The organism is Exiguobacterium sp. HSB13, assembly GCF_056764755.1.
This window is the reverse complement of the sequence record NZ_JBUZOM010000001.1, coordinates 786947-812432: the sequence shown is the minus strand read 5'-3', so window position 1 is coordinate 812432 and position 25486 is coordinate 786947. Positions and strand designations below refer to the sequence as shown.

21 protein-coding genes are annotated in these 25486 nt (G+C 45.4%); 15 read left to right on the top strand and 6 right to left on the bottom strand.

Annotated elements, in window-relative coordinates:
• Together ACZGCQ_RS04310 and ACZGCQ_RS04305 are read right to left on the bottom strand one after the other, a co-directional pair.
• The gene (locus tag ACZGCQ_RS04310) at positions 1–855 is read right to left on the bottom strand and encodes a LysR family transcriptional regulator (protein WP_481265569.1); all 855 of its coding nucleotides are present in this window, start codon (positions 853–855) and stop codon (positions 1–3) included.
• A gap of 201 nt (positions 856–1056) precedes the next feature.
• Positions 1057–1407 carry a potassium channel family protein gene (locus ACZGCQ_RS04305; protein WP_023468138.1) on the bottom strand — a complete coding sequence of 117 codons (351 nt, stop codon included), beginning with the start codon at positions 1405–1407 and terminating at the stop codon, positions 1057–1059.
• Positions 1408–1852: 445 nt separating this feature from the next.
• On the opposite strand from ACZGCQ_RS04305, the gene ACZGCQ_RS04300 reads away from it, so the two are divergent.
• Positions 1853–2347 carry a hypothetical protein gene (locus tag ACZGCQ_RS04300; RefSeq protein WP_481265568.1) on the top strand — a complete coding sequence of 165 codons (495 nt, stop codon included), beginning with the start codon at positions 1853–1855 and terminating at the stop codon, positions 2345–2347.
• Positions 2348–2413: 66 nt separating this feature from the next.
• Here the strand turns inward: ACZGCQ_RS04300 and ACZGCQ_RS04295 are convergent, their stop codons facing one another.
• Positions 2414–3445: a zinc-binding dehydrogenase gene (locus ACZGCQ_RS04295; protein ID WP_481265567.1), complete on the bottom strand. Its 1032-nt coding sequence runs from the start codon at positions 3443–3445 to the stop codon at positions 2414–2416.
• Between the two features lie 169 nt (positions 3446–3614).
• On the opposite strand from ACZGCQ_RS04295, the gene ACZGCQ_RS04290 reads away from it, so the two are divergent.
• Positions 3615–4685 (top strand): peptidyl-alpha-hydroxyglycine alpha-amidating lyase family protein, encoded by a 1071-nt coding sequence (locus ACZGCQ_RS04290; RefSeq protein ID WP_481265566.1) that lies wholly within the window; start codon positions 3615–3617, stop codon positions 4683–4685.
• 67 nt (positions 4686–4752) lie between these two features.
• Here ACZGCQ_RS04290 and ACZGCQ_RS04285 read toward each other — a convergent pair whose 3' ends face one another.
• The gene (locus ACZGCQ_RS04285) at positions 4753–6363 is read right to left on the bottom strand and encodes an ABC transporter permease (RefSeq protein ID WP_481265565.1); all 1611 of its coding nucleotides are present in this window, start codon (positions 6361–6363) and stop codon (positions 4753–4755) included.
• Between the two features lie 47 nt (positions 6364–6410).
• Positions 6411–7295 (bottom strand): ABC transporter ATP-binding protein, encoded by an 885-nt coding sequence (locus ACZGCQ_RS04280; RefSeq protein WP_481265564.1) that lies wholly within the window; start codon positions 7293–7295, stop codon positions 6411–6413.
• A gap of 234 nt (positions 7296–7529) precedes the next feature.
• Between ACZGCQ_RS04280 and ACZGCQ_RS04275 the strand changes: the two genes are divergently transcribed.
• Both ACZGCQ_RS04275 and ACZGCQ_RS04270 read left to right on the top strand, forming a co-directional pair.
• Positions 7530–8123 (top strand): TetR/AcrR family transcriptional regulator, encoded by a 594-nt coding sequence (locus tag ACZGCQ_RS04275; protein WP_481265563.1) that lies wholly within the window; start codon positions 7530–7532, stop codon positions 8121–8123.
• Between the two features lie 149 nt (positions 8124–8272).
• Positions 8273–8710, top strand: a complete 438-nt coding sequence (locus ACZGCQ_RS04270) for a hypothetical protein (protein WP_481265562.1) — start codon at positions 8273–8275, stop codon at positions 8708–8710.
• 44 nt (positions 8711–8754) lie between these two features.
• On the opposite strand, the gene ACZGCQ_RS04265 is transcribed toward ACZGCQ_RS04270, so the two are convergent.
• Complete coding sequence (locus ACZGCQ_RS04265; RefSeq protein WP_481265561.1) at positions 8755–9234, bottom strand: hypothetical protein; 480 nt, start codon at positions 9232–9234, stop codon at positions 8755–8757.
• Between the two features lie 337 nt (positions 9235–9571).
• Here ACZGCQ_RS04265 and ACZGCQ_RS04260 point away from each other — a divergent pair, with 337 nt between their 5' ends.
• The 11 genes from ACZGCQ_RS04260 to ACZGCQ_RS04210 all read left to right on the top strand — a co-directional run bounded on the left by ACZGCQ_RS04260 (position 9572) and on the right by ACZGCQ_RS04210 (position 25326).
• Positions 9572–9730 carry a hypothetical protein gene (locus tag ACZGCQ_RS04260; protein ID WP_422653567.1) on the top strand — a complete coding sequence of 53 codons (159 nt, stop codon included), beginning with the start codon at positions 9572–9574 and terminating at the stop codon, positions 9728–9730.
• Between the two features lie 26 nt (positions 9731–9756).
• On the top strand, positions 9757–10983 hold the full coding sequence (locus ACZGCQ_RS04255; protein ID WP_481265560.1) for an MFS transporter: 1227 nt from the start codon (positions 9757–9759) through the stop codon (positions 10981–10983).
• A 15-nt stretch (positions 10984–10998) separates the two neighbouring features.
• Positions 10999–11535 carry a GNAT family N-acetyltransferase gene (locus ACZGCQ_RS04250; RefSeq protein WP_481265559.1) on the top strand — a complete coding sequence of 179 codons (537 nt, stop codon included), beginning with the start codon at positions 10999–11001 and terminating at the stop codon, positions 11533–11535.
• Positions 11536–11730: 195 nt separating this feature from the next.
• Positions 11731–15435 carry an ABC transporter permease gene (locus ACZGCQ_RS04245; RefSeq protein ID WP_481265558.1) on the top strand — a complete coding sequence of 1235 codons (3705 nt, stop codon included), beginning with the start codon at positions 11731–11733 and terminating at the stop codon, positions 15433–15435.
• A 19-nt stretch (positions 15436–15454) separates the two neighbouring features.
• Entirely contained in the window at positions 15455–19228 is a 3774-nt protein-coding gene (locus ACZGCQ_RS04240) for an ABC transporter permease (RefSeq protein ID WP_481265557.1), read from the top strand.
• 141 nt (positions 19229–19369) lie between these two features.
• Positions 19370–20284: a DMT family transporter gene (locus ACZGCQ_RS04235; RefSeq protein WP_481265556.1), complete on the top strand. Its 915-nt coding sequence runs from the start codon at positions 19370–19372 to the stop codon at positions 20282–20284.
• A 236-nt stretch (positions 20285–20520) separates the two neighbouring features.
• Positions 20521–20946 carry a hypothetical protein gene (locus ACZGCQ_RS04230; protein ID WP_481265555.1) on the top strand — a complete coding sequence of 142 codons (426 nt, stop codon included), beginning with the start codon at positions 20521–20523 and terminating at the stop codon, positions 20944–20946.
• 33 nt (positions 20947–20979) lie between these two features.
• Positions 20980–21261: a hypothetical protein gene (locus ACZGCQ_RS04225; protein ID WP_481265554.1), complete on the top strand. Its 282-nt coding sequence runs from the start codon at positions 20980–20982 to the stop codon at positions 21259–21261.
• Positions 21262–21279: 18 nt separating this feature from the next.
• The gene (locus ACZGCQ_RS04220) at positions 21280–21618 is read left to right on the top strand and encodes a hypothetical protein (protein WP_481265553.1); all 339 of its coding nucleotides are present in this window, start codon (positions 21280–21282) and stop codon (positions 21616–21618) included.
• 37 nt (positions 21619–21655) lie between these two features.
• Positions 21656–22831 (top strand): hypothetical protein, encoded by a 1176-nt coding sequence (locus ACZGCQ_RS04215; RefSeq protein ID WP_481265552.1) that lies wholly within the window; start codon positions 21656–21658, stop codon positions 22829–22831.
• 350 nt (positions 22832–23181) lie between these two features.
• The gene (locus tag ACZGCQ_RS04210; RefSeq protein ID WP_481265551.1) at positions 23182–25326 is read left to right on the top strand and encodes a putative bifunctional diguanylate cyclase/phosphodiesterase; all 2145 of its coding nucleotides are present in this window, start codon (positions 23182–23184) and stop codon (positions 25324–25326) included.
• The last annotated feature ends 160 nt before the right edge of the window (positions 25327–25486 follow it).

Sequence of the window (25486 nt, the reverse complement as noted above, 5' to 3'; positions counted from 1 at the left end):
TCAACTTAACGCCTTAATCACCTGTTGCAAAACCGGATCGTGGCGCGAGTCCGTTCGATAGGCGACATATAACTGATTCGTCGCGAATCGTTCCGGTGCAATCCGTTGTACCCGTCCAGCGCTGACCGCTGCTTCGACGAGATAATCGGGCAAAACACTAATCCCGTGTCCTGCTTCGATGGCTTTTAGTATCGCATCGACGTTCGGTAAGATCATTTCCGGACGGATCCCAGGTCGTTCTCCGAACTGCGTCTGATAGTACCGACGAATGATCGGCAACTCGAGTCCGTAACTGATCCAGCGCTGACGGTCCATCCATTCCTTTAGATCCGCTTTCGGAACTTCGTAGCCAGTCGGTGCGATCAAATGAAATCGTTCGTCAGCGATCGGGACGTACTGGACGCCCGGTTCATCGATCCGCTTCGTTGCGATGATGAAGTCGAGCTCATTCGTAAGCAAGCGTTGCAACAAGGGAACCGTCAAATCAAAGACAACCGTGAACTGTGCGACGTCGAGCGGTAGCTTTGGTACGATCCCATGCGTGACGAATTCCGTCGGTCCACCGAACTTCAAGACCGGACGAGATTGCTCCCCTGCTTCGTACTTCATCTCAAGCGATAACTCCTCGAGCCGGTCAATCAATCCGACGACTTGTGTATAGAGGGCTGTTCCCGCGTCCGTCGGAATCATTTGCCGTGGCGCACGGATGAACAAGGACGTCTCCAGTTCTGCTTCTAGTGCCGCGATATGCTGGCTGACCGCCGGTTGCGTCAAAAAACGAATTCTTGCCGCTGCCGAGACGGAACGCTGTTGGTAAACGTGAATGAAACTGCGATACCATTCAAAATCAATCATATGGTTTCTCCTTTTGCTGGGTCTTCTTAAAAAGTATAGATTCATTCAATCCATAAGACAAATAACGAATAATTTAGTAAGTCATAAATTTATTTATCGGATAATGAGAGAGGATTTCCAAAATGTTTCGTTAGAAGTTCCTCTATACAGAACCCAACGATTGCTCCGCGGATCATTGCAAGAAAAGCGCCAAATCTGATTTCATTTCTGCTCTTCTTTCTTTTTCTTCTCCCGGTGATATTGTTTTAATGCCATATTGACGTTCACGATGACGGCACTGAGAACACCGACGCCAAGCATGACGTAAACGATCGAAAACAATTTACCGAACGCTGTTTGGGGGACAAGATCCCCATATCCGACCGTTGCGAGAGTCATGACGGAGAAATAAAAGGCGTCCAGAATACTGAACTGTTCGACATTGTGATAGAAGACCGTTCCAATCAAGAAAAGTGCCCCGACCATGATCATCAATGCTTTCTGTTCTTCTTGCTTGAATAAGATACGGATGACATGAAAAAAATTTCGGATCAAAATAAAGAACGCCAGCATGCTCTCTCCTCCTCAGTTCCGTCATCACGGCACACGTTCATTGAACAATTTCTCTAGTTGGTCAGGATCAAGTTGATTCAAGTCAGAGATCAGGAAACAATCGATTCGTTTTGATGACTGGATTTGTAAGCTTTTATCCGTCCGTAGGAGCTATTTGACACCGAGCAACGTCGCGATCAAAATAAAACTACAGTTGATCAGGAACAGATATCTGCACCGAGCGCATAGTTCATGTTCTGATTCATAATGGCGTAATCGATCGTATAGACCAGTGTCAACAAGGCGGTGGCGATTAAGACACCGGGAACGTCCGCGCAATCAGTTCGTCACTTAAAAACGTGTCATGCCATTTAAGTCATTGGTTTTTATTTACCCGTTTTTAGTGTGTTCGCCTTATTTCACTTATGAAAAATAAAAAATCCCTTAACTGAAAGGTGCATCGTTCATGAAAAAATTCCGCGGCAAACGCCGTTATTTTAAAAATCTCGAACTTGAATTCAACAGTTTTTCTTCTTCAGCCTATATTGATCCAGACGTTTGGTTTAACGACTGGCACGAGCACCCTGACTTTTATGGACATGGCAACGCGAGTCTGCGCATTCGTAAAGCACATCTTCGGATCGCGTTGAGCGCTATGCAGGACATGCGACAAAAACTAGCGGAAAAACAGATTGAACATCAGCTTTACATAACGATTGTCCTCGAGGATGCTTCACAAGACGCACTACATGTCCACACGACGAATCCGGACGGAACCCCATTCCCACTCGAGCGGATTCAGTCGTTCCCTCTCGTTTCACACGTTCCGACCTGGCTAACGGAACTCTTTCCGGGCAACCGGTATACGATTCATCAATCACAGGAGGAATTCATCGATTACGCGGAAGAGGAGCCTGTCAGCTCGATCGTCACGTTTTTTTACATCTTGCCTAGTCCTTAAATTGACACGAAAACGAGCTATCCTTTCCATCACAGGAAGAGGATAGCTCGTTTTATTCGGTTTCTCTTATGGTAGCAAGACGACCTTACCGAATTTGCCAGCTTGTTTAAAGTACGCTTGGGCTTCTCGCGCTTCAGCGAGCGGGAACGTCCGGTCGATGACGGGCTGAATCGTCTGCGTCCGAACGGCCTCCAGTAATTTCTCATAATCATGGCGATTGCCAAGGACGGATCCTTGTAGGCGGATATGTTTTAAATAAAGCGTCCGAAAATCGAGCGACGTCACCTGCCCCCCGGAAGATCCGGAAATACAGTACGTTCCGCCGCGCTTCAGCAGATCCAGTCCTTGTTTAAACACCGCATCGCCGACGACGTCGAGAATCGCATCGACCGGACCGACTTCTTGCATGACCTGCTGATCCCAGTTCTGCTCACGGTAGGAAACGACCAAGTCCGCCCCGAGTTCGTGCAATTGATCCGTCAGCTTCAAGTCACCGACGAGTGCGACGACACGGGCTCCGAAGACCCGTTTCGCAATCTGGACGTTGAGTGAGCCGACACCACCACTTGCCCCTGTTACGAGTACCGTCTGTCCTTCTTGTAAGTCCAATTGTTCGACCATGTGCCATGCCGTCAATCCACTGACCGAGAAGACCGCACTGTCCGTATAGGAAGCAAGCGGCATGTCATAGCAGAGTTCGAGCGGCCAGCAGACATACTCCGCGTATCCGCCGTCGTACTCGGAGCCGATGAACGATAAGTCCTCGGCACTTTGTTCATCAGCGATTTCTCCACTTGCCGTGAACGGGAACAAGACGACGTCGCGCCCGATTACCGTCTCGGCGACACCGTCTCCGACCGCGACAATCCGTCCGCTGATGTCTGAACCGGGAATCCGGGGGAACTTCACCCCTTCTGCTTTCCAGCCTGATTCACTCTCTGCACCATAGGCGCCTTCCCGCATCCAAATTTCTGTATTGTTCAAGGCACAAGCTTTGATTTCAATCAGTACCTCTCCTTGTTTCGGTTGTGGTGTCTCTTGATCGATATAGGCGAGCTGCTCAAGCCCGCCATGCCCCGTTACGGTGACTGCCTTCATGTTTTTGCCTCACTTTCTTTCCCTCATATGATATCTCTCTTCTTTACCCATCTATCCTGATTTTAATATCCTGCTTCCGTAACCCGCTGTCTCCTCCTATAGAACGATTCGTCCTCGTTTAATATCTAGATATAATATGGATACGAATTCACGTCTGGAGGAACAATGCATGAAAAAACGATTAATCTTTATAGGAACATTAGCAACCATCACGGTGTTGGGTATTTCCTGGTCGAGAGGTGGCGCAGATCCCGTCATGAAAGACAACTATTCATCCATCCCAAAAGATACGACGTATCGCGGTCAGGTCGCATGGCCACTAGAAACGCGCGATCGTTCGATTGCCGGCGAAGCAAGCGGTGTCGCTGTTGCTCCGAACGGTGACGTCTACTATTTACACCGGGGTAGTAATTCATACGGCGATGACACCTACATCAAAGAACCAACATTGATCGTGCTCGACGGAAAGACGATGCAGGTGAAGAAGCGGTTAGGCGCTGGTCTATTCAAGTCACCGCACGGTCTTGAAGTCGATGACCAAAACAATATCTGGATTACCGACATCAGCCTGAACCAAGTCTTCAAGCTCGATGCGTCCGGTAAAGTCTTGCAAACGTTCGGAAACGCATATGGTCCGTTCACGGAAGTCGGTCTGCGTATCCGAAACGTCTTGCCAAGCATCCCGCTACAACTGGATGAAAAGACGTTCGCTCGTCCGACAGACGTCACCGTTTTCAAGGACGGCTCGTTCGCTGTATCTGACGGCTACCGGAATAGTCGCATCGTCATGTTCGATCCAAAAGGAACAGTCAAATGGGAAGTCAGTGAACTCGGCAAACAAGACGGACAGTTCAATCTGCCGCATGGGATCAGTAGCGACGATGAGATGAATCTCTATGTGGCGGACCGGGACAACGCCCGGGTCCAAATCTTTAATCGAAACGGCAAACACATCGATACGTGGTCGTCAAAAGAACTCGGTCGACCGTACGGAATCGAAGTCGGTGCGAACGGTAAAGTCTACGTCGCTGATGGCGGAAACTATTTAAATGGACAAAAAAAGAACGCGCAGAGTCAAATCGTCATTTTGAACAAACAAGGAAGGATTGAGAAACGATTCGGTGCGTGGGGCAAAGAAGCGGGACAACTCCGGATTGCGCACGACATCGCGGTCGGTTCGGATGGAACGATTTATGTCGCGGAACTAATGAATGAGCGAATTCAGGTGTTTTCCAAGTGATGAAATATACCTCGCCTTAATACGTCAGCAGCCTGTCTCGTTATTAAATCGAGACAGGCTGCTTCATTTAAGATCCTTCCTGAAAATCACGACGTGCATATCCGACTTGACCGATGACAACAAGTAGACATGCTACTACGAGCAGGACACCGAACAGTAGTCCATCGAAGTCTTCCGTCGGTACTTGCGGAATCAATCCTTGGATCGCCGTATACTCCACCCATTTTGGTAAGTCGATGATTCCACCGAAATACCCAATAGAGAAGGAATAGGTCACGTATACATAGGTTAACTTGCTCCACGTTGGTCGCCACCCGATGAAAAAAGCAGCCACCCCAAGAAACAGGAGAACTGATGGCAGATAGTTGATTCCGGCAATGAAAAAGTCAGTGAACGTCATGGTCGCGTCCGGTCCCATCACTGAAATGGCAGTAAAGCCTAGACTACTGATGACTATGAACATCGAGACGAGAGATGACGCGACGGCCAAACCGATCGTATTCCAGTACAGTTGCTGTCGTGAGATTTTCGTCGCGAACAACGGACTCAAGCGCCGACGGTCCTCTTCGGTGTATAACCGGTTCATGAGCGTAATCGGTAAAATCGCAACGAGGACCATCATGATCATCATGATCGTGCCGGTAAAGGATTCTTCAATCGTAACACCTGAAACCGTGAACATCTGCTGGATGGTTGCATTGCTGTCAATGAATGTCTGCATGTCTCCATAAATCGAACCATATGCAAGAGCCATGATTAGAAAAGCGACCATCCATGCGATGATGCTTCCGCGACTAATCCGAATTAACAGACCACGGATCGATAACAAGGATCGATTGGCTGTAGCACGTCCCTCTTTTTCAGGCAGATACCCAGCGCCCATGTCCCGATGATTTTCAAGAACTAGAGCCACGGTCATCAAAATGAGGCTCACTCCGATCGCCATTACGAGAAACAGCCAATTGTTCTCCGTGAATGGATAGGTCAAATACGTCCATCCCAGCGGATTGAGCACTGATAGTTGGTCATTCGATACATCCGTACCGGCGCGTCCTAAATAAAGAAGACCAATCCATCCCATCACACCTGCCGTCGCACTAGAAGACGACGGCATGATTTGAGCAATCAGTAAGGCAAACGTTGCACCTAAGATCCCTGCAGCCCCAACCGAAAGACCGAATAGAGCTGCACCCGCATTTGAAAACGTCTCGACTTGAAAAGCAATCAACGCACTGCTAATCAGTATCGAAATACTAAGATTGATTAAAATCACTTCAATTAGAATAGCGAGTGAATTGGCTTGTCGTCCGATTTGAAAAGAACGCATCAACTCCGTCAGCCCTAAATCTTCTTCCTTCCGTGTGTGTTGAATGACATGGAGTGACGATAAGACCATCGACAATAATGCACAGAAGATGAGCATTTGATGTGAGAACATGGCGCCTAACGTATAGTCCGCTATTGAAACAGGCGTCGTACCGATCATCGAGATCATCGCTGGATTTTTCAAGGTTTCATATAATCCACGCAGACTATCCCCTTTCGCCATCTCTTCGAATGAAGGAATAAAGCCGACCGTAAATAAGGTCACACCGAGCGTCCATATTATGATTTTTTTGCTATCCCGTCTGAGATACTGAGACAACAGGATCTGCCAACAGGTAAATTGAAATCGCATTCGTCTTCCTCCTCTTTATCATGTGCAGCACGTAGTATATACCGTCGTCATTTTTCGTAATGGCGCATGAACAGATCTTCTAGTGATGGAGGCACTGCTTCTAAATGAACTACTTCCAGTTTTATCGCCTCTGTAAGAACCGCATTTATGCGAGAAGAATCCATTGAAAATACTGCCTGATTTATATTGCGCTGCGTGAAGTCATGAACACCGTCCAAGTTTTTAATCAATGAAAGATCCTGTTTCGTCTCTAACGTGATGACCGATCGTGTCAAATGTCTCAGTTCTTGTAACGTTCCCGTCTCAACGATTTCGCCTTTTCGAATGATGACGACACGATCCGCTAGTCGTTCGACTTCGCTGAGAATGTGCGATGACAATAAAATCGATTTTCCAGCTTGTTTGATTTTTTCTACCTCTTCTTGAAAAACAGATTCCATCAACGGATCAAGACCGGATGTTGGTTCATCAAAGATGTAGAGATCGGAATCGACTGCTAACGCGGCAATCAGACCGACTTTTTGCCGATTTCCTTTCGAATAACTTTTCGCCTTCTTTTTTGGATCAAGTTCAAAGCGATCAATTAGAGCATCACGCTTCGTTTGGTCTCCACCACCGTGTAACTTCATGAATAGATCAATGATTTCTCCACCTGTCAGATTCCCCCATAATGCGACGTCCCCTGGCACATATGAGATTCTTTTATGGATCTCAACACTATCGCGCCAGACATCCTTCCCGAAGATTTCCGCCTTTCCCGCATCTCGTTTGATGATCCCGAGCAACGTCCGAATTGTCGTTGATTTCCCTGCACCGTTCGGACCGATGAAGCCAATCACTTCACCTCGTTGTACCGAGAACGTGACGTCGGATAAAGCTTGAAATTTCGAGAATTTCTTTTTAACTCCTTTTAGTTCAATAATCGGATTCATGTTTCTTCCTTCCTCTCTTCATCTCTAAATTCAGACTTAAAACAAACTAAATCAATAATTGTAGTTTCAAACTAAAGTAATTAGTTTAAATAAAATACTATTTAATCTAATTTAGTTCATTTTATATTTTTTAATTCCATCTGTAAAGATAATAATGTACTAAAATTAATTTGATAGTCCATTTCTAATCCATTACAATAGAAGGAGAAGTATTTTTTATAAGAGGTGAGACAAATGAATGGTTTTGAAAAACGAACAGAAGAAAAGAAAAAACAGATTCTCGATACAGCGTTTCGCTTGATGAATCAACCAGATGGTCACAAGACAATGACAGTCGATGAACTTGCCAAACAGGCAAATGTCGCCAAAACGACGATTTTCAAATACTTCGGTAATAAAGAGGCGTTGGTCCAAGAAGTGTACAAACGGTTCATTACGGAGATGAGTACATCCGTAGAAGTCATCTTATCCAAAAATGAGTCTTTCGAAAAAACCCTTCTTGAGATCAGCTTCAATAAATTACGATTTCTGAAGGATCTCGATGAATCGTTTTATCTTGAGATGATGCAACAAATCACAACGAAACAGGATGATGGTTTGTCAGTATTAATGGAGAAATTCGCAAGTGATAGTCACGCGATGATGCTCGATTTATTTCACCGTGGTCGTAAGGAACAGAAGATCGACTTGAAGTATTCCGATGAGTTTTTGCTACTCTATTTCCAAACACTTGCGGAAGGTCTGTCACATCCCCAGATTTATGAGCAACTCTTACCTTACACGTCAAATTTCTCAGAAGTGATCATCAAAGGAATCTCACCTCGATAAATACGGTTTGACTTGAGAGTGAATAGAACCTGACTAGGAAACGACATCGCCTACGGTTTTTGAAAAAATGAATGACCTCAATTGAAAAGGCAATAATGTTTCCTTTCTATATTTTGGTAAGATAAAGAAAATCCATCGGGGGGTGTCTCATGAAACGTGGTCTAACATTAGCCGTCCTACTGATCCTCGTCGTTTGCATCATCGTTTTCGAACCGTTCCGTGGTGCGCCACCGAATCCCGAAGTCGAGGCAAAAGGAAAGGATGTTCCGACTGTCCAAGGATCTTATTGCTGGGATAGCTTACTCCGCAGTCAATGTGTCGATAAGACGTACCGTGACGGTCTTGACCTAGCAAAAGGGAAAACGCCAGTTACCGTCTCTGCTGGAGCACCCGTCCGTGTCGAATTATCTGGTGATCTTAAAAGCGTAAAACTATCACAGTGGGACGATCAAAAACAGGAATCCCCTGTCGCTTTGAAAAAAGATCAGTTCAACGCCCCGACAGAACCTGGCCTCTATGCGTACGAACTAAACTCGCGCTGGGAACGAGGAGACGGACAATTCGGATTCTTACTGAAAGTGCAGTAAAAACAATAACCCCCTTGACGTACGATGACGTCAAGGGGGTTATTTCATCCTGCTTGGTGATAAAGTTGCAAAATGCCAAAGGCAGTCAAGATCATATACCCTGTCCCGATGAACAGAAAGACCGGGCGAATCAATTGATTCTTCGGTTGGCGCGTGATGCCCTCGAAGAAACAACTGACAATAAAACCGAGGACCAGCATCCCGCCATACATGAAGAGAAATGTTTCGAGAAGACCGACGAGACTGGGGTGCGTCATCGAGGGTGCTATCCAAAATAGACTACCAATGATTATAGCAAGTATGAAGGTACCCAGTATGATCCCGATAAGTGGATGGATCGTGTTCAGTCGTCGGATCACATCATAACGTTTGACGAGACGCTCCACTAATGTCATCGCTGACAGACAGGTCAGTAAAAATAAGATTAAGAAATAGATTGCTTGCTCGACTGGACTTAACGTCGTGAAAAAGACAGCTCCGGTAAGAACAAGGAGTGGAGATATGAAAAAAATCAAACGTTTCATTTCTTTCTCTCCTTTCGTACGACTTTCTTGAAAGTAAACGCGTGACCATGACAATGTATCATACAACCTGTTACATCTTTTAACATTTAGGTCGCTTTTACTAATTCTGATATCTATGTATCATTTTCAATAATTGTAAAAAAATGATAAAATCCTTTACGGTTCATTCTGCATATGCTAGGATGAGACAAATCACATGAATCAAACGCGTTGAAGAGAACAGTACGTCATCTCGGCTTTTCCTAGAGAGCTCCGATTGGTGGAAAGGAGCATCAGCCATTGACCGAACCAAGCCTCTGAGCAGCACGGTGGAACCGAATCGGGGATATCGTGACGGGTGCTCCCGTTATCGAGCTCAGGTATTTGCCGTTTAAAAGCGGTCGTACCGATGAAGGCGGTACCGGTGACGGTCTCGCGAACAGGGGTGGCACCACGACACGCACAGTCTCGTCCCCAAGACCAACGTCTTGGAGGTGGGATTTTTTTATTGGCTTAAAACACAATAAAAAAGGAGTGTGTCGGATGTCGAATTGGAAATACCCTGGATTGCTATTACTTGGTGTCGGTGTCTCGAACATCGGCGCTTGGGTCTACTTCATCGCCTTGAATTTAATTGTCCTCGAACGAACGGGATCAGCGTTCGCCGTCTCCGTTCTCTATATTCTGTTGCCGATCTCCGCGCTGTTGACGAGCCTCTGGTCCGGTAGTGTCGTCGATCGGATCAATCAACGTCGCTTGCTCGTCATGCTTGACGTCGGGCGTGCCGGGCTCGTCTTTTCACTGACACTGATCGATTCACTGTATGTCCTTTATGCGCTCGTCTTTATCCTGAACATCGGGAACACGCTGTTTGAGACATCGTCGTTGATCTACATGACGAAGCTCGTCCCGGAGAACAGCCGCCAACGGTTCAATGCGTTAAAGAACTTTATTCAATCGGCCGGATTCATTCTCGGACCGTCGATTGCCGGGTTCTTGTTTTTGATCGGTTCACCGGAAACGGCGATCATAATGAATGCGGGAGCACTACTGTTTTCTGCTATTCTCCTGTCCTTCTTACCGAACGTTCACATTAAGTCGAAAGAAAAGACAACATTCTCACTTCGAGTGATTCTCACGGACTGGAAAGAGACCCTTCAGTTTGCACGGACGCGGCGGTACATCACGCTCGTCTACGCCTTCTATGCGTTGATGATTGTCCTGATGAGCGGACTTGATTCACTCGAAGCCTCGTTTGCGACGATCGTCCTGCAGCTGGATGAGAGTACGTACGGGTTTCTCGTCAGTATCGCCGGAATCGGTATCATCTGTGGTTCTGCAGTCAATGCGACCTTCACGCATCGCTTGTCGCTCCGCTTCTTGATTCAATTCGGAGCACTGGTGACACCGATCGGTTATTTGATTTTTGCCACAGCGACGTCATTCTTGACGGCAACGATTGGCTTTTTCTTGCTGACGTTCGCCCTTGCGTTTGCGAACACCGGCTTCATGACGTTCGCTCAAACGCACATTCCGGTCGACTTGATGGGACGATTCCTCAGTAGTATCCACGTCGTCCAGTCAGCTGGTATCATTCTCTTGACGGCGTTGATTGGTTTCTATGCTGAGACCTCAATCCGCTTGGCGTATACCGTCTCTTCAGTCAGCTTCCTCCTCATCGGTGGATTGATCGTTTGGATCGTTCAGGATCGAACGAAACGTCATTATTTTACGACGGAAACGGACGAAACAATCAAGCTTTCGTCATGAGAAAGGAAGGTATTCATGAACCTGACCGCAGAACGAATTTTCCTACGCCCGCTTAACGTGACGGATGCACACGTCTTTTTCGAACAAACCCAGGATGAGACATTACGTTACCTGACTGGGACGACGGCGACGTTTTCGCTCGAACAGATTGAACAGCACATTCTTTCCATTCAAACTGATCCGACGCGCTTTGACTTCGCCATTTGTTTGAACTCCGGTGAAATAATTGGCGAGTGTTCGGTTTTAGACATCGATGTAAAGTTGAAACAAGCGGGCTTTCGCATTTCGATGCGCGCCCTCCCCTGGACAGGTCAAGGATACGGGTCAGAAGCGATCGAGTGTATCATTCGCTTTTGTTTCGAGGAACTTCGACTACATCAACTCGAACTTGAAGTGTTTTCGCATAATGAACAAGCCATCGCTACGTATAAGAAAGTCGGCTTTCGCATCGTAGAAACGATTACTGATGCTGTATCCTATGAAGGGCGTTCGTTCGACGAAATCATCATGCAGAAATACAATCCATTCCTTGCTTTAAAGAATCAATCCTAATGTAGCACCTCCTTCGTGAGGTGCTTTTTCTAATCTATTAAAAACTAACAAACCTAATTAACAGATTTTTTAGTCAATTCACTATTATTTGTATATAATGGAAAAATAAAAAGAAATATATGGATATGTATATAAGTGATAAGGAGGTAACATTGCGCGATTTACCTTAAATTAAACGAAAGCGAGGGATAGTACATGCTGAGATTCATCTGGAATTCCTGGTGGCGCAACAAGGAGCGGTTCATCCTGCTCCTCGTCGGCGTCCTGATCGTCAGTACAGGACTGAGTTACTTGATCGGTACGACACAAGCTAATAACGGAACGGTCGTCGATGAACTGCAAAAACGCTGGGGCTCATCGTACGATATCGTCGTCAGGCCGGAAGGCAGCCGGAGCGTCACGGAAGACTTGAACCTGCTCGAACCGAACTATATGAGTGGACTCGACGGCGGGATCACCCGCAAGCAATACGAGACGATCAAGCAGATTGCCGACGTCGAAGTCGCAGCACCAATTGCGATGATTGGTTATACATCGACATCGAGTAGCGTCGGTACCCATACGATTCAAGAAGAAGGGATTTACCGCTTGAAAATCAAGGATTCTCAAAATACGGGACTCCAAAACGAATCTTATACTATGACAACGTTTCTTGCTGCTGGCTGGGAACCAATGGGTGATGCAACGCGCACAGGCGTCTCCCCTTTAAAACTTGGTGAACAACCCCTCTATGACTACGGCTCAGAAGTCATGATTGCCGGAATCGATCCTACTGCTGAAGACCAGCTCGTCGGTTTGAAAAAAGCAACCACTACCGGAACATATAGCCGTTTCTTCAGCGAAACGGATCTTCCCGCTTCGTACGGTGATCAAGCGACGCAGATTCCGATTCTATTGAACTCTCGCGAATACGTCGATGCGATGCGCACCTATACATATGAAAAGGTAGAGCTTCCGTTCACTGCAACAGGCGTTGCAGACATGGTCCAAAAGATTGAACAAAAAGGTGGGAAAACATACCTGAGTAAACTACCAGTAGAAGAGCCTACCTCCTATTCGATCACGACTCAAGACGTCCAAAAAAAGCTGGTGGACGGTATCCTTAAAAACACCTTATCAACAGGCGATGCGAACAATAGTGATTCACTGTCTTCCATTACTTTGAAACCTTCACCGGTTGAATACAAAACGATTAAAAGTCCGTACGGTTCCCGTTGGCCCTTTACCTACCAAGTTCAACCAAAAGAGGTTGCCAAGGAATCCTTACTCTTCAAGCGAAGCATGTATCGCGAAGCACGTGAATTCGAAGGTGGCTTTAAAGGCTGGAAACAAGTCCATCTCAACTATATCGGTGTCTTTAACCCACGTAAGCTCGATGTTTCAAAGGATCCCTTGACTGAGCTTCCGATGGAGACCTACTTCCCGGCAAAAGCGCAATGGGTCATGGATCAAAACGATCGTCCGGTCAATCCAGTCCGTGACGTCAAACCCGCCAACGACTCCTATGACTTCCTGACGAAACCACCATCGATGCTGACGACACTCGATGCTGCCTTTAAGTTGCGTGGCGATAAAGCGATTTCCGCGATTCGCGTCAATGTCAAAGGGGTCGAGACGATGAACGCAACAAGTGAGAAAAAATTACAAGCTGTCGCACAGGAAATCGAGGATAAGACGGGTCTGATCACGGACGTCACACTCGGTTCTTCCCCTCAACTCGCCTTGACGTATTTACCCGGTCTAAAAGGAGAATCGGCACTCGGTTGGGTCCAGCAACCGTGGATCAAACTCGGGTCGTCGATCGCAATTTTCCAAGAGGCGAAAGTCGGAATGAGTGGCATCATCGCGAGCGTCATCGCTGTCGCGCTCGTCTACGTCTTCAGTTCGAACATCATCTTGCTCTATGCTCGAAAAAAAGAATTCGCGATTTTACTCTCGCTCGGATGGCGTTCACGGCAGCTATCGAGACTCCTCTTCCTAGAAGCGACACTTCTTGGAACGCTGGTCGCACTCATCGCCTGGGCGATTCTCGGATCATTTTGGATAACAGCGGATCATCCGATTGCCCTCGGACGCATCATCTTGATCGGATTGTCCGGACTTTTGATCTACTGGGGCGGTACGATTGTTCCGACGTTACTCATCAGACGCATTCAACCATTTGAAAGCATGCGCTCTGGCGAAGTTTCAAAAGGACGTCGTTTCGTCCGAGCACAAAGTGTTCTTGGAATGAGCATCAACCAACTCGCGACTTACTGGCAACGCACGCTTCTGTCTATCATCGCAATTGCCTTACCGACGAGCTTGTTCATCTTCTTCTTGTTCATCACGTTCCGACTGAAAGGCGTCTTATATGCAACCTGGCTCGGTGAATACGTCGCGCTTGAAGTCGGTACGATGCATTATGTCGCAATGGGCGTCGCCTTACTCATCGCCATCCTGACGACGACCGAGATCATGTGGCAAAACGTCAACGAACGAAAGAATCAACTCGCTGTCCTGAAGGCAACCGGTTGGCGCAACGGTCAAATCCGACTTCTCGTCTTAAGCGAGGGAGTGATGACTGGACTCTTCGCTGGAATCGTCGGTCTACTTGTCGCCTTAGGAATGATTGGCTTCGTCTATAATCAGTTCCCATCCAGTGAACTCGGTTTCTTAAGTCTCATGCTCCTGATTCCGGTAACGACTGGTGTGTTTGGTGCCTTGCTTCCTGCACAGCGTGCTGTGCGCATCACGCCGAACGCAGCCATCGGTGGCGTAAACGATAATCAACAATTGACCGAACGTCGCTTCAAATGGGCACTCGGTAGCATCGCTGCTACGCTCGTCATCGGAACGACGAGTTTATTCCTCCTCGCTGCACCTGAAACGAGAACGGCTCAAAAAGAAATAACGACACCAAAAGTACAAACGACTGGACAAAAATTAAAAAATCTCACTCAAGATCCTGACGATAAGAAACATACTGCTGAAGACAACACAGCACTGGAGCAATTGATGAACACAGGCGTTATCCAGACGTACCCGGGTGATCCTTCGGCGAAGAATTATGACTTCTCTGTTAAAAAGCTCGTTTCAACACCAAAAGAGTTAAAGCTCAAGGAGAAGTCAGGATATCGTTTCGTGACGATTCCAGTTTTCCTTCATAACCGGGATGAATTAGCTGCAGATTCGTTTTCGTCGTATCGACCACAAACCTTCTCGTTGATTGCTCTTGACGGAAAAGAGTTCACTCCCGTCGATTATGTCAATCACGATAAAACGGCTTGGATAAATGCATTCAAATACATCAATTCGAAAAAATCATGGGTCGATCTTGTTTACCAAGTACCGGTTGACCAAAAGGTGTTCGTCTTGCTTGCAAAAGATGAGGCCGTCGAAAAAACGACGACCGTCAAGATCACGCTCGACGATATCAAAAAAGCGAATACGTCAGCTACTACTCCTTCAACAGAGGAAACGGAAAAATTAAAAACATTGATGAGGCGTGGTGTCACGCAAACAACTCCCGGGAATCCGAAACATCAATCTGACAGTTTTCATGTCGAGGCGTTGATTGACACACCAAAAGAACTGAATCTAAAGCAACGTGCCGGCTACCGATTCTTAACGATTCCCGTCGTCATGCAAGATACGGGGGATGATATGGGAGGATTCAGTACTTATCGTCCCAGTCGGTATGCCTTGACAGACTTGCAAGGAACCGATTATGAACCGGTCGATTATGTGAATCGCAATGAGAAAGCCTGGAAAAACGGGTTTCAATATTTCGCACCTTACAAGTCACGAGTGGAGTTGGTTTATCAAGTACCAATCGATCAGAAACGATTCGTTCTGTTCGCTTCTGATCCAGCTTTTCCAAAACCAACGACCGTTAAAATCGATCTGACGAAACAATAATTTAATCACTAGGAGGAACTTGACATGGATCGTCCAATCATTGAAAGGAATCGAGGTTTTATCGATGCTTAAATTCATCTGGAATTCCTGGTGGCGCAACAAGGAGCGGTTCATCCTGCTCCTCGTCGGCGTCCTGATCGTCAGTACCGGACTGAGTTACTTGATCGGCACGACACAAGCCAACAACGGAACGGTTGTTGATGAACTGCAAAAACGCTGGGGCTCATCGTACGATATCGTCGTTCGTCCGGAAGGCAGCCGGAGCGTGACAGAAGACTTGAACCTGCTCGAGCCGAACTACATGAGCGGGCTCGACGGCGGGATCACCCGCAAACAATACGAGACGATCAAGCAGATTACTGACGTCGAAGTCGCAGCACCAATCGCGATGATTGGGAACTACAACACGAACGCTGAAACGGATACCTACAATTTCAAAGAACCAGGCATTTACAAAATTTCGTTTACGGATATGCAAGATACTGGGCTAAAAAAAGAAACAGATTCTTATTCGTTCTTTGCCGGAGCCGGTTGGTCCCCTCCTGAGAGTGACGGATTGAATCGAGATATTTCACCGCAAGAATTAGGCGAGTTTCCCATCTACGGTTACGGAAGTGCAGTGATGCTTGCCGGGATTGATCCGGAAGCAGAAGCACAACTCGTTGGACTCGATCAGGCAACCAAAAAGGCTACGCATAGTCGTTATTTCACGAAGGACGATGTCGTGAACGATTATGGCGACGGTGTTTGGGACATCCCATTGATCATGAACAGTCAGGAGTACGTCAATGCTTCGCGGACCTATCGCTACGAGAAAGTCGATATCCCGCTCGTCAAAGATTCAATGGTTGAAACGGTGCGTAGTATCATGAAAAAAGGTGGCGAATCCTATCTCAAGACGCTTCCTGTTAAAGATACGAAGGAATACTATATTTCGACAGAGCAAGCATCAAAGCAACTTATTAAGAACATTCTCGAAGATAAGGTTCCGGAAAAAGCAAGTGGTAGCTTTGACTGGATGTTTTTAAAGCCATCGTCTGTCGAGTATCAAACAATTGCTAGTCCTTTTGCTAAACGTTGGCCGTTCACCTATCAAGTAACACCTCAAGAGGTCGATAAGGACGTCCTCATTTCGAAACGATCGATGTATCGAAAAGCACGTGTCTTCGGTGATAACACGGGTAACCTTGATAAAGTACCGAAAATGCATTTGAACTACATTGGTGTCTTTGATCCGAAGAAATTGAATATCTCGAAGGATCCATTGACGGAACTGCCGATGGAGACCTATTTCCCGGCGAAAGCCCAATGGGTCATGGACAAGAATGAAAAACCGGTCAATCCAGTCCGGGAAGTCAAACCGACGAACGATCCGTATGACTTCTTGACGAAACCACCATCGATGCTGACGACGCTTGACGCCGCCTTTAAGTTACGTGGTGATAAAGCCATCTCCGCCATTCGTGTCAACGTCAAAGGTGTCGAGACGATGAACGCGACGAGTGAGAAAAAGTTGAAAGCTGTTGCTCAAGAGATCGAGGACAAGACCGGTCTGATCACCGACGTCACGCTTGGCTCCTCGCCACAGCTCGCGCTGACATACCTCCCTGGATTAAAAGGTGAATCGGCACTCGGTTGGATCCAGCAACCGTGGATCAAACTCGGTTCATCGATGGCCATCTTCCAAGAAGCGAAAGTCGGAATGAGCGGAATCATCGCCAGCGTCATCGCTGTTGCTCTCGTGTATGTCTTTAGTTCAAACATCATCTTACTCTATGCCCGCAAGAAGGAATTCGCGATCTTACTGTCGCTCGGTTGGCGTCCACGTCAGCTCTCGAAGCTTCTGTTCCTAGAAGCAACGTTACTCGGCACACTCGTCGCCTTGATTTCTTGGACGATCCTCGGTTCGTTCTGGCTGACGACGGATCATCCGATTGCCTTATCACGGATCATCTTGATTGGACTTGCTGGTCTATTGATTTACTGGGGCGGTACGCTCGTCCCGATGACGCTCATCCGCCGGATTCAACCATTCGAAAGTATGCGTTCTGGTGAAGTTTCAAAAGGTCGTCGCTTCGTCCGGGCACAAAGTATCCTTGGGATGAGCATCAACCAACTTGCAACGTATTGGCAACGGACGATCCTCTCGACAATCGCGATCGCCTTGCCGACGAGCCTGTTCATTTTCTTCCTGTTCATCACCTTCCGACTAAAAGGTGTCTTGTATGCGACATGGCTCGGCGAATACGTTGCACTCGAAGTCGGCACGATGCATTATGTTGCGATGGGTGTCGCTTTACTTATCGCAATCCTGACGACGACGGAGATCATGTGGCAAAACGTCAACGAACGAAAGAGTCAGCTTGCCGTCTTGAAGGCAACTGGTTGGCGGAACGGTCAAATCCGGACGCTCGTCTTAAGTGAAGGATTGATGACGGGACTGTTCGCTGGAATCATCGGCTTACTGATCGCTCTTGCGATGATCGGCTTCGTCTATAACCAGTTCCCAACAGGTGAGCTCGGTTTCTTGAGTGTCATGTTGTTGATTCCTGCCATCACGGGAGTTCTCGGTGCCCTCTTACCCGCTCAACGCGCCGTCAGCATTACACCAAATGCTGCGATCGGAAGTGTCGCAACGAATACGAAAGCGACGGAACGACGTTTCCGACTCGCCTTATCCGCAGTTGGTGGTGCCCTTGTCGTTGGTGTCGCTTCCCTTTTCTTCTTTGCTACGACAGAAGAAGGACCTGCGTCCACGAAACCGGTACAAACAGCTGCACCAACGGTCAAGACGACAGGAACGAAATTGGCAGATGTAAAAGACAAGAAAAAGAAAGCGTCCTCTACGAAAAAAGTCAATTCGAGCAAGCTCGATCAACTAATGGAACGTGGAGTCGTTCAAACCTATCCGGGAGATCCTAAAACAAAAAGCAATATTTTCCGCGTTGATAAACTTCTCCTATCACCTCCAAAGGAGTTGAAATTACCAACTCTTGATGATGAACAATATGTTACCGTTCCCGTCATCCTTGAGAACTACAAGGATAAAGACGCAGATGGCGGATATGGTATTTATAAGCCAAATCTATTCACGTTAGAGGATACAAGCGGTAATGTATACGAAGCTGTCGATTATGAGAACCGGAACCCAGACGCTTGGAAGGACGGCTATCGCTATTTCCCACCTTTCGTTTCTCGCGTCGATCTTGTGTTCCGTGTTCCAAGTGATAAAAATACGTATGTTCTTCTCGCGACAAGCGAAGCCATTGCGAAGCCGACGACCGTCAAAATCGAAGTCGATGCTGTAGATGTTACATCAACCACCGTGAAGACCGGACAAAAGAAACAGTCAAAGAAAGCGAATACAGACGCCATCGAAGAACTGATGAATAAAGGTGGTCTTCAGACTTATGCTGGTGATAAAAATTTAATGAAAGAACGTGGGTTCATGGTCAGTTCGGCGAAACGTGTTCCACTTAAGAATCTTCCGAAAGATAAACAAGCCGTATCTGTCAGACTTGAGATGCAGGTAAAGGGTGAAGATTCAGCTGACTCTTATATCGACTACAAACCCTCTTCTTTCCCATTGATTGATCGTCACAAGAAAAGCTACACGCCTGAAGAAACGATCAATCTGAACAAAAAAGCCTATTCAGAAAGCTTAGGTTATTACGCTCCGTTACACTCAAAAATCGACGTCATCTATGTCGTACCGAAAACTGAAAATACCTTCGTCATGAACGTAAAAACAGGATTCACTGGTTTTCTCTACACCGTTAAAATCAAATTATGATTACTACTTAATCACTGGCTGTCATATGACGGTCAGTGATTTTTCTATTTATACCGAAATTAATTTCTTAACGTTCTACTTTTGGTAAGATGAAATACAGGAAAAGATTTGGAAATGAAAATACGTAAACGAGGATTAACCATGACATATTTCATGTATCTATTTTGTTTGATCGTCTGGGGACTGAATTTCATTGCTGTCAAAATCCAAGGAACACCTGTCGCCTTGGAAGTATCCCTGACCTATCGATTAGCGATGACCGCTGTTCTTTTCATTCTATTCGCGCTATTCGTTAAACGAACGAACAAACCTACCGCGTCGGACATGCCTTTCATCGTCGTATTCGGTGTCTGTAACTTCGCTCTGAGTTACTTATGTCTCTATTACGCGACGATGTTAAGCTCTGCCGCCATCGTGACATTGATTTTCTCACTCAAGGTCATTCTGACACCGATCGCTCTGCGCCTGTTTTTAAAAGAGACCCTCCATGCGCGCGTTTGGATTGGCGGATGTTTTGGTATCATCGGCGTCGGTGTCCTGATCGTTCCGAGTCTAAGCAGCATTCATGGACTGACCGATTTAAAAGGTGTCTTGATTGCCTTGGTCGGCACGCTATTGACGTCAGTAGGTGACGCCAGTTCAGCGCGAAACGCCAAGCAACGAATCAACCCGGTTCATGCCAACGCGATCGGATTCACTGTCGCGAGTCTACTGATGGGAGCCATCGTCTGGTTCCAAGGAACACCACTTACGCTCCCGACAACCGTCACGTATCTTTCTGCCTTACTCTATTTAACCGTGATCGCATCATTTCTTGCATGGCTGTTTTATTTGAAACTCGTCGAACTAGTTGGTGGTGCGAAGAGCGGCTATATGGTCGCGCTCTTCCCCGTCATCGGCGGAATCGCATCCGTCATGATCGGCGAATCCACACCCTCTCTGTATTTACTCTTCGGCTGTTTATCGAGTTGTCTTGGAGCAGCTATTGCTTTAGGAATCGGTGTATCGCGCCAACGAAGAAACGCCATACCGGATACGGCGGACAAGATTGGTTAAATCAAATCAGTTTGTATAGTCGACCATCAAAAGGACAGAGGTTCAGCGAATTCGCTCATGAACCACTGTCCTTCTTTTAATTTAAAGAATGAGTCAATAATATCAGACTATCCCGAAACTCCATCCACCAGGAGAAGGGATTCAATTGTTTCTTGTGGAAAAATATGCTAGATACAACCGACTGATCCACTCTACGATACTGATTCTAAGGAGGTGCTCCTATTCTGAAATACATCTTGATTAGTTGTTTAATCGCTATGATTGCTTTTTTCATCTATTTTGAACCGTTTCGAATTGAACCCTATGATCCAAACGTCGAAGTAAACGGTAAAGCGATTCCAACTGTCCAAGGTTCTTATTGCTGGTCCAGTTTGTTCAGTGCTCAATGTGCGGACATGATCTATGTGGATACTTTACACATGACTGAAAAAAGTAAACCCGTCATCGTCTCACCCTCTGACAAAATTCATCTCTCGTTTGATCGTAAACCCGATTCGCTCGAAGTCTTACGTTGGGATTCGAGAACGAAAAGTGAACAGGTTTCATTAAAAAACGACATTCTTATCGCACCTTCTTCTCAAGGTATGTATACCTATGAGGTCGTTGCCGGATGGAACGAACATGGTGACGGTCTATCCGCCTTTTTAATTCAAGTCCGATAAAACCAACCTCACTCAAACAGGAGATGAATAATAATGCGTAAAGGTTTTCGACTCTGGCTACCCTTGCTCTCACTTGTTGTCTGTCTGTTCAATGCCTTCGGCTACGATGACAAAAATATCTTGTTGTTTCTGACGAGCCCTGTTTTCTGGCTTCTTGAATCACGATCCTTTCTTGGAACATGGCTAGATTCCTTCCATGTCCCGCTTTTTCTGATCTACATCCTGACCTTGATCAGTTGGTTTTTGATCGGCTTATTGATTGATGCCATTCTTTCTGTTTTGTTTAGAAGATCGTCTAGACGCATCCATGATTAACTGAGGAGGAGAATACATATGGGACCAACCAATGACATGTGGGTGTGGGTATTATTCTACGCATTCTTTTTCATCACGCTTATCAGTGCAATCTTCGTCGCGTTCAAGCATCCGGCCTTGAGAAAAGCATCGATTCGAGCGGTGGTAGCGTTGCTTTTCCTGTATGCACTATTCATTTGGAACTCTTTGTACCGTCTTGACATTACAGAGTTCAGACATTTTTACGAAGGATTGACGACACTGCGACCGTGGGCATGGATGTGTATCTTCTTATTCGCCTACACATTAAAGTGGTGGTATCTCGTCTTTCTTCATACTCGTCGTCCGAGTCCCTCTTCACATGAGGTACAGCACTGACTTACGTTTCCGAAAACCTTTAAAGGAGCTATCCAATATGAAATTACAACGCTTCGCATCCGTTTTTTGTCTTTCGACCATCGTTTGGACGACAGCGGGTTGTACCATGATGGAAGAACAAGCAACACCGCGTATAGCACAAAAAAATGTCGCGTCACCTGAACAAGTGAATACTTCCTTGAAGAAAGCAACAAACGACTCCAAGAACCAACAAGCAATCGAATTAGAAAAGCAAACGGAGCGCGTCACGTTAGGTCAAACGAAAACGTACGACCTTTCTTCATTACTGAGCAAAAACCGTGCCTCGATTGATCCGCAATATTTCTATCAAAATCAGATCTTCTACTTTGACCTACAAGAAAACAAGAGTGTCATCTATACATACGATACGAAACGACAGCACAACAAAATCGTCCATGCGACGAAGCATGCAATCCCGATGATGACGGGTACAGGTACGTTTTTACTATGGGTCGAAACAGAACAGCCGATAAAATCCGGAGTGAAATGGTCGATTCGTCAACTAAACATTACGACGAATCAGGTGAAAACGCTTGATACTGGAGAAAGTCGCTTTGATACATCTCCTCCGAGAATCGATGTCACGTCAACTCGTGCGTCCTGGATCACGCAAGAAGCAACTGCACAAAAAACGGTCTCTACATTAAAGTCGTATTCGTTAAAAACCGGAAAGATCACACCACTTCAGTCCTTCATCTTAAAAACAGGAAAGGTACGAGACGGTCTATTCACATACGAGCACCGCGATAGCGATGACGGCGTAACCTTATTCACGTCTCACTTTAACAACGGAAAGAACGTCCGTGTGCTTGAGACGCTGGATGGTGCCTACAAAAAAGAGATTTCCGGATTAATTGATTTCAGTCGCAGCGGTACCTATCTCGCTCTTGGAACAGAAGGTGACGCCATATTCCACCCCATCGGATTAGACGAAAAGACGCTGAACTATTCTTCTTCAAGTGCCCAGACGACGATCGACGGCATTCAGTTCCTCTCAAATACACAAGTCATCTTCCGCGAAGGCATCCATCAGTTGATGTATGCGGACTTAAAAGCGAAGACGGTCACTCCTTTGACGGACTTCGAAGAGCTGGTATCCCTTCCTCTATATCATGACGGTGTACTAGCGTATAGCATCACGAATGGAACGAAAACGACGTATCATGTTTTACACTTGAAAGCTTCAAATTAAAAGGACATGACGATAAAAAGCTTTTAGGTCATTTACACCACGATACTTTACGAACTAAAAATAAGCTTAGATCTACTCAATTGAGAGATCTAGGCTTATTTTAGTTCGATGACGTAATAGTAGCGATTTTTTTAAATCCAAATGACATTAGAACATTACGTTAAATATAAATCCAATATATCCGATACTTATTTGAAAGCTATTTAAATATAAGGGAGGCTAAATCTTTGCGTACAACTATAAGTTATCCCTTCCTTCTGTCCATCGGAATTGGTTTATTGTTTTGGTATGGGAACCATTTTTTCGAAGGATCTGAATGGATGCGATTGGTTCTATTAAACACGGTCCAGTTGTTTGTCGGTATTTTAAGTACGAGTTGGATCATAAAAAGTTATCTCAAGAATGAATCCGCTAGACGTTTTTGGATGTTTTTAGGTCTTGGAACAAGTTTTTCTGCCCTTGGCACACTTGTTTGGATCATCTTACTTGTTACGAATCATGTCATAAATACACCGGACTTATCATCTTTAACTTGGGTCTGCTCTTACTTTTTTTACTTTGCTGCCCTGTTAAATCAACTTATGAATCAAACGAGAAAATTTTCAAACTCGGCATTCTTCTTTAATACAATGATTTATATGATAGCCGCGACTTCAATTAGTTATCATTACCTGCTTTATCCGCTTTATCAGATTAATCAGCAGTCTTTGTGGTACATCGCCCACACGTTTCTTTTCCAAATTGCCGATTTAGGAATTCTTTTTTTTATCATCACGCTTTATTATTTAATTCTATTCAACAAACGAAATGCATATTTGACTTATCTCATCATCGGTTTATTTTTACAAGTCATCGGAGATATCACTTTTGCACAATTTACAATTAAGAATAGCTATATATCAGGTGGCAGTGTCGATTTGATTTGGACTATCGCATTACTATTTATCGGTTACACCGCTCGATATCATGAAAAAGAGCCTAGACAAGGAAATATGATTGATCCATTTGCTCTTAATGTCTCAACTAAAAAAGAATTTATCTTTCCTTATTCGAGCATCTTGATCCTCTCCATCCTAATGATGCAAAGTTATGCCTGGAATTTAAATGCCTTAAGTACAGGATGGATCATGATTTTTTTTCTTATCATCATTAGACAAGCTTTTACTGTCATGAAAAATAGTGAATTATTAGCTGAATTAAACCAAATCGCATATATCGATCCATTAACGAGCTTAGGTAATCGTGCATCATTTTTACAAGACACCAAAAATAGCCTCAAAGATGAACACGCACCGCTTGCCTTCATATTGCTTCAAGTAGAACGAGTGCGGATGTACACAGATATTTTCGGGCATCATGTTGGAGAACAGATCATGAAAGAAGTATCTTTCCGCTTAAAACATGTACTGAAAGAGAATTTTAAAATGTATCGGTACAGTGAAGATGAGTTTATGATTGTGCTTCTGAAAACAGAGAGATCTAATATCACTGTTGTGAATGAAAAGATACTTATTCATCTTGCAGCTCCTATCCGTTTGAAGGAGCTAGAATTGAATATTGTAGCGCATGGTGGTGTCAGTGTATTTCCTGACCAAAGTTTGACGATCGAAGAAATACAGGCTCATACAGCTGAAGCTCTTTATCAAGCTAAACAGAATGGAAATTATGCATTTGTTTCCTATGGAACTGAACTTCAATCCAACTTAGTACGAAAGCTTGAAATTGAATCTTATTTACGAAATGCGATACGTGAGCATCAATTGAGCGTCTACTATCAACCTAAAGTCAATCTTCGTTCTGGGAGAATCGTTGGTATGGAAGCATTGCTCCGTTGGCATCATCCAAAGTTAGGGTGGATTTCACCAGCTGAGTTCATCCCAATCGCTGAAGAAGCAGGTCTGATCAATGAAATCGGAGAGTGGGTCCTATTCACTGCGACTTACCAAAGTAAACAACTTCAGCTTTTAGGATTCGAACCCTTACTTCTATCGGTCAACGTTTCTGTTCTTCAATTTCAGAGTCCAAACTTCTGCCGGCGTGTCATCGAGATTCTCGAGGAGACATCTCTTGACTCGCAGTGGCTCGAACTTGAGATTACAGAGAGCATTGTTCAAAACATCAAAGAGAGCGTTTCGATTTTGCAATGTTTGAAGACCTCGCAGATTAAAACATCCATCGATGACTTTGGAACAGGGTATTCGTCCTTGAGTGTACTCGAGCAACTTCCGATTGATACATTGAAAATCGATAAGTCATTTATCGTTCGCCTGCTTTCTAATCAAAAATCGCCTATGGTCAAGACGATCATCGAGCTCGGCTTGAATCTTAATTTAACCGTCGTAGCGGAAGGAATCGAAACGATTGAACAAAAAGAGGTTCTTACTTCTTACGGATGTACGATCGGTCAAGGTTACTTATTCTCTCGTCCAATCGATTTTGACGCATTTGTTACATTGCTTCAAACACAAGATGTTTTGAAGACCACATCTCTCTAAAAATTTTAAAGTGCATGCCGTAGATGACGTTTGATCATTTATGTCATGCACTTTATGATGGCGACTTATTTTTCTATCTTGATCTTAAGGAATAATTTTAAGATGCTCTGCTGATAAACCAGTATAGACCTGTTTTATAAACAAATTCTTTTCAAAAAAT

Coding starts and splice junctions, on each gene's coding strand:
- ACZGCQ_RS04310 (WP_481265569.1), bottom strand. CDS start 855: ATGATTGATTTTGAATGGTATCGCAGTTTCATTCACGTTTACCAACAG.
- ACZGCQ_RS04305 (WP_023468138.1), bottom strand. CDS start 1,407: ATGCTGGCGTTCTTTATTTTGATCCGAAATTTTTTTCATGTCATCCGT.
- ACZGCQ_RS04265 (WP_481265561.1), bottom strand. CDS start 9,234: ATGAAACGTTTGATTTTTTTCATATCTCCACTCCTTGTTCTTACCGGA.
- ACZGCQ_RS04290 (WP_481265566.1), top strand. CDS start 3,615: ATGAAAAAACGATTAATCTTTATAGGAACATTAGCAACCATCACGGTG.
- ACZGCQ_RS04235 (WP_481265556.1), top strand. CDS start 19,370: ATGACATATTTCATGTATCTATTTTGTTTGATCGTCTGGGGACTGAAT.
- ACZGCQ_RS04300 (WP_481265568.1), top strand. CDS start 1,853: ATGAAAAAATTCCGCGGCAAACGCCGTTATTTTAAAAATCTCGAACTT.
- ACZGCQ_RS04245 (WP_481265558.1), top strand. CDS start 11,731: ATGCTGAGATTCATCTGGAATTCCTGGTGGCGCAACAAGGAGCGGTTC.
- ACZGCQ_RS04280 (WP_481265564.1), bottom strand. CDS start 7,295: ATGAATCCGATTATTGAACTAAAAGGAGTTAAAAAGAAATTCTCGAAA.
- ACZGCQ_RS04225 (WP_481265554.1), top strand. CDS start 20,980: ATGCGTAAAGGTTTTCGACTCTGGCTACCCTTGCTCTCACTTGTTGTC.
- ACZGCQ_RS04215 (WP_481265552.1), top strand. CDS start 21,656: ATGAAATTACAACGCTTCGCATCCGTTTTTTGTCTTTCGACCATCGTT.
- ACZGCQ_RS04295 (WP_481265567.1), bottom strand. CDS start 3,445: ATGAAGGCAGTCACCGTAACGGGGCATGGCGGGCTTGAGCAGCTCGCC.
- ACZGCQ_RS04220 (WP_481265553.1), top strand. CDS start 21,280: ATGGGACCAACCAATGACATGTGGGTGTGGGTATTATTCTACGCATTC.
- ACZGCQ_RS04270 (WP_481265562.1), top strand. CDS start 8,273: ATGAAACGTGGTCTAACATTAGCCGTCCTACTGATCCTCGTCGTTTGC.
- ACZGCQ_RS04285 (WP_481265565.1), bottom strand. CDS start 6,363: ATGCGATTTCAATTTACCTGTTGGCAGATCCTGTTGTCTCAGTATCTC.
- ACZGCQ_RS04255 (WP_481265560.1), top strand. CDS start 9,757: ATGTCGAATTGGAAATACCCTGGATTGCTATTACTTGGTGTCGGTGTC.
- ACZGCQ_RS04275 (WP_481265563.1), top strand. CDS start 7,530: ATGAATGGTTTTGAAAAACGAACAGAAGAAAAGAAAAAACAGATTCTC.
- ACZGCQ_RS04250 (WP_481265559.1), top strand. CDS start 10,999: ATGAACCTGACCGCAGAACGAATTTTCCTACGCCCGCTTAACGTGACG.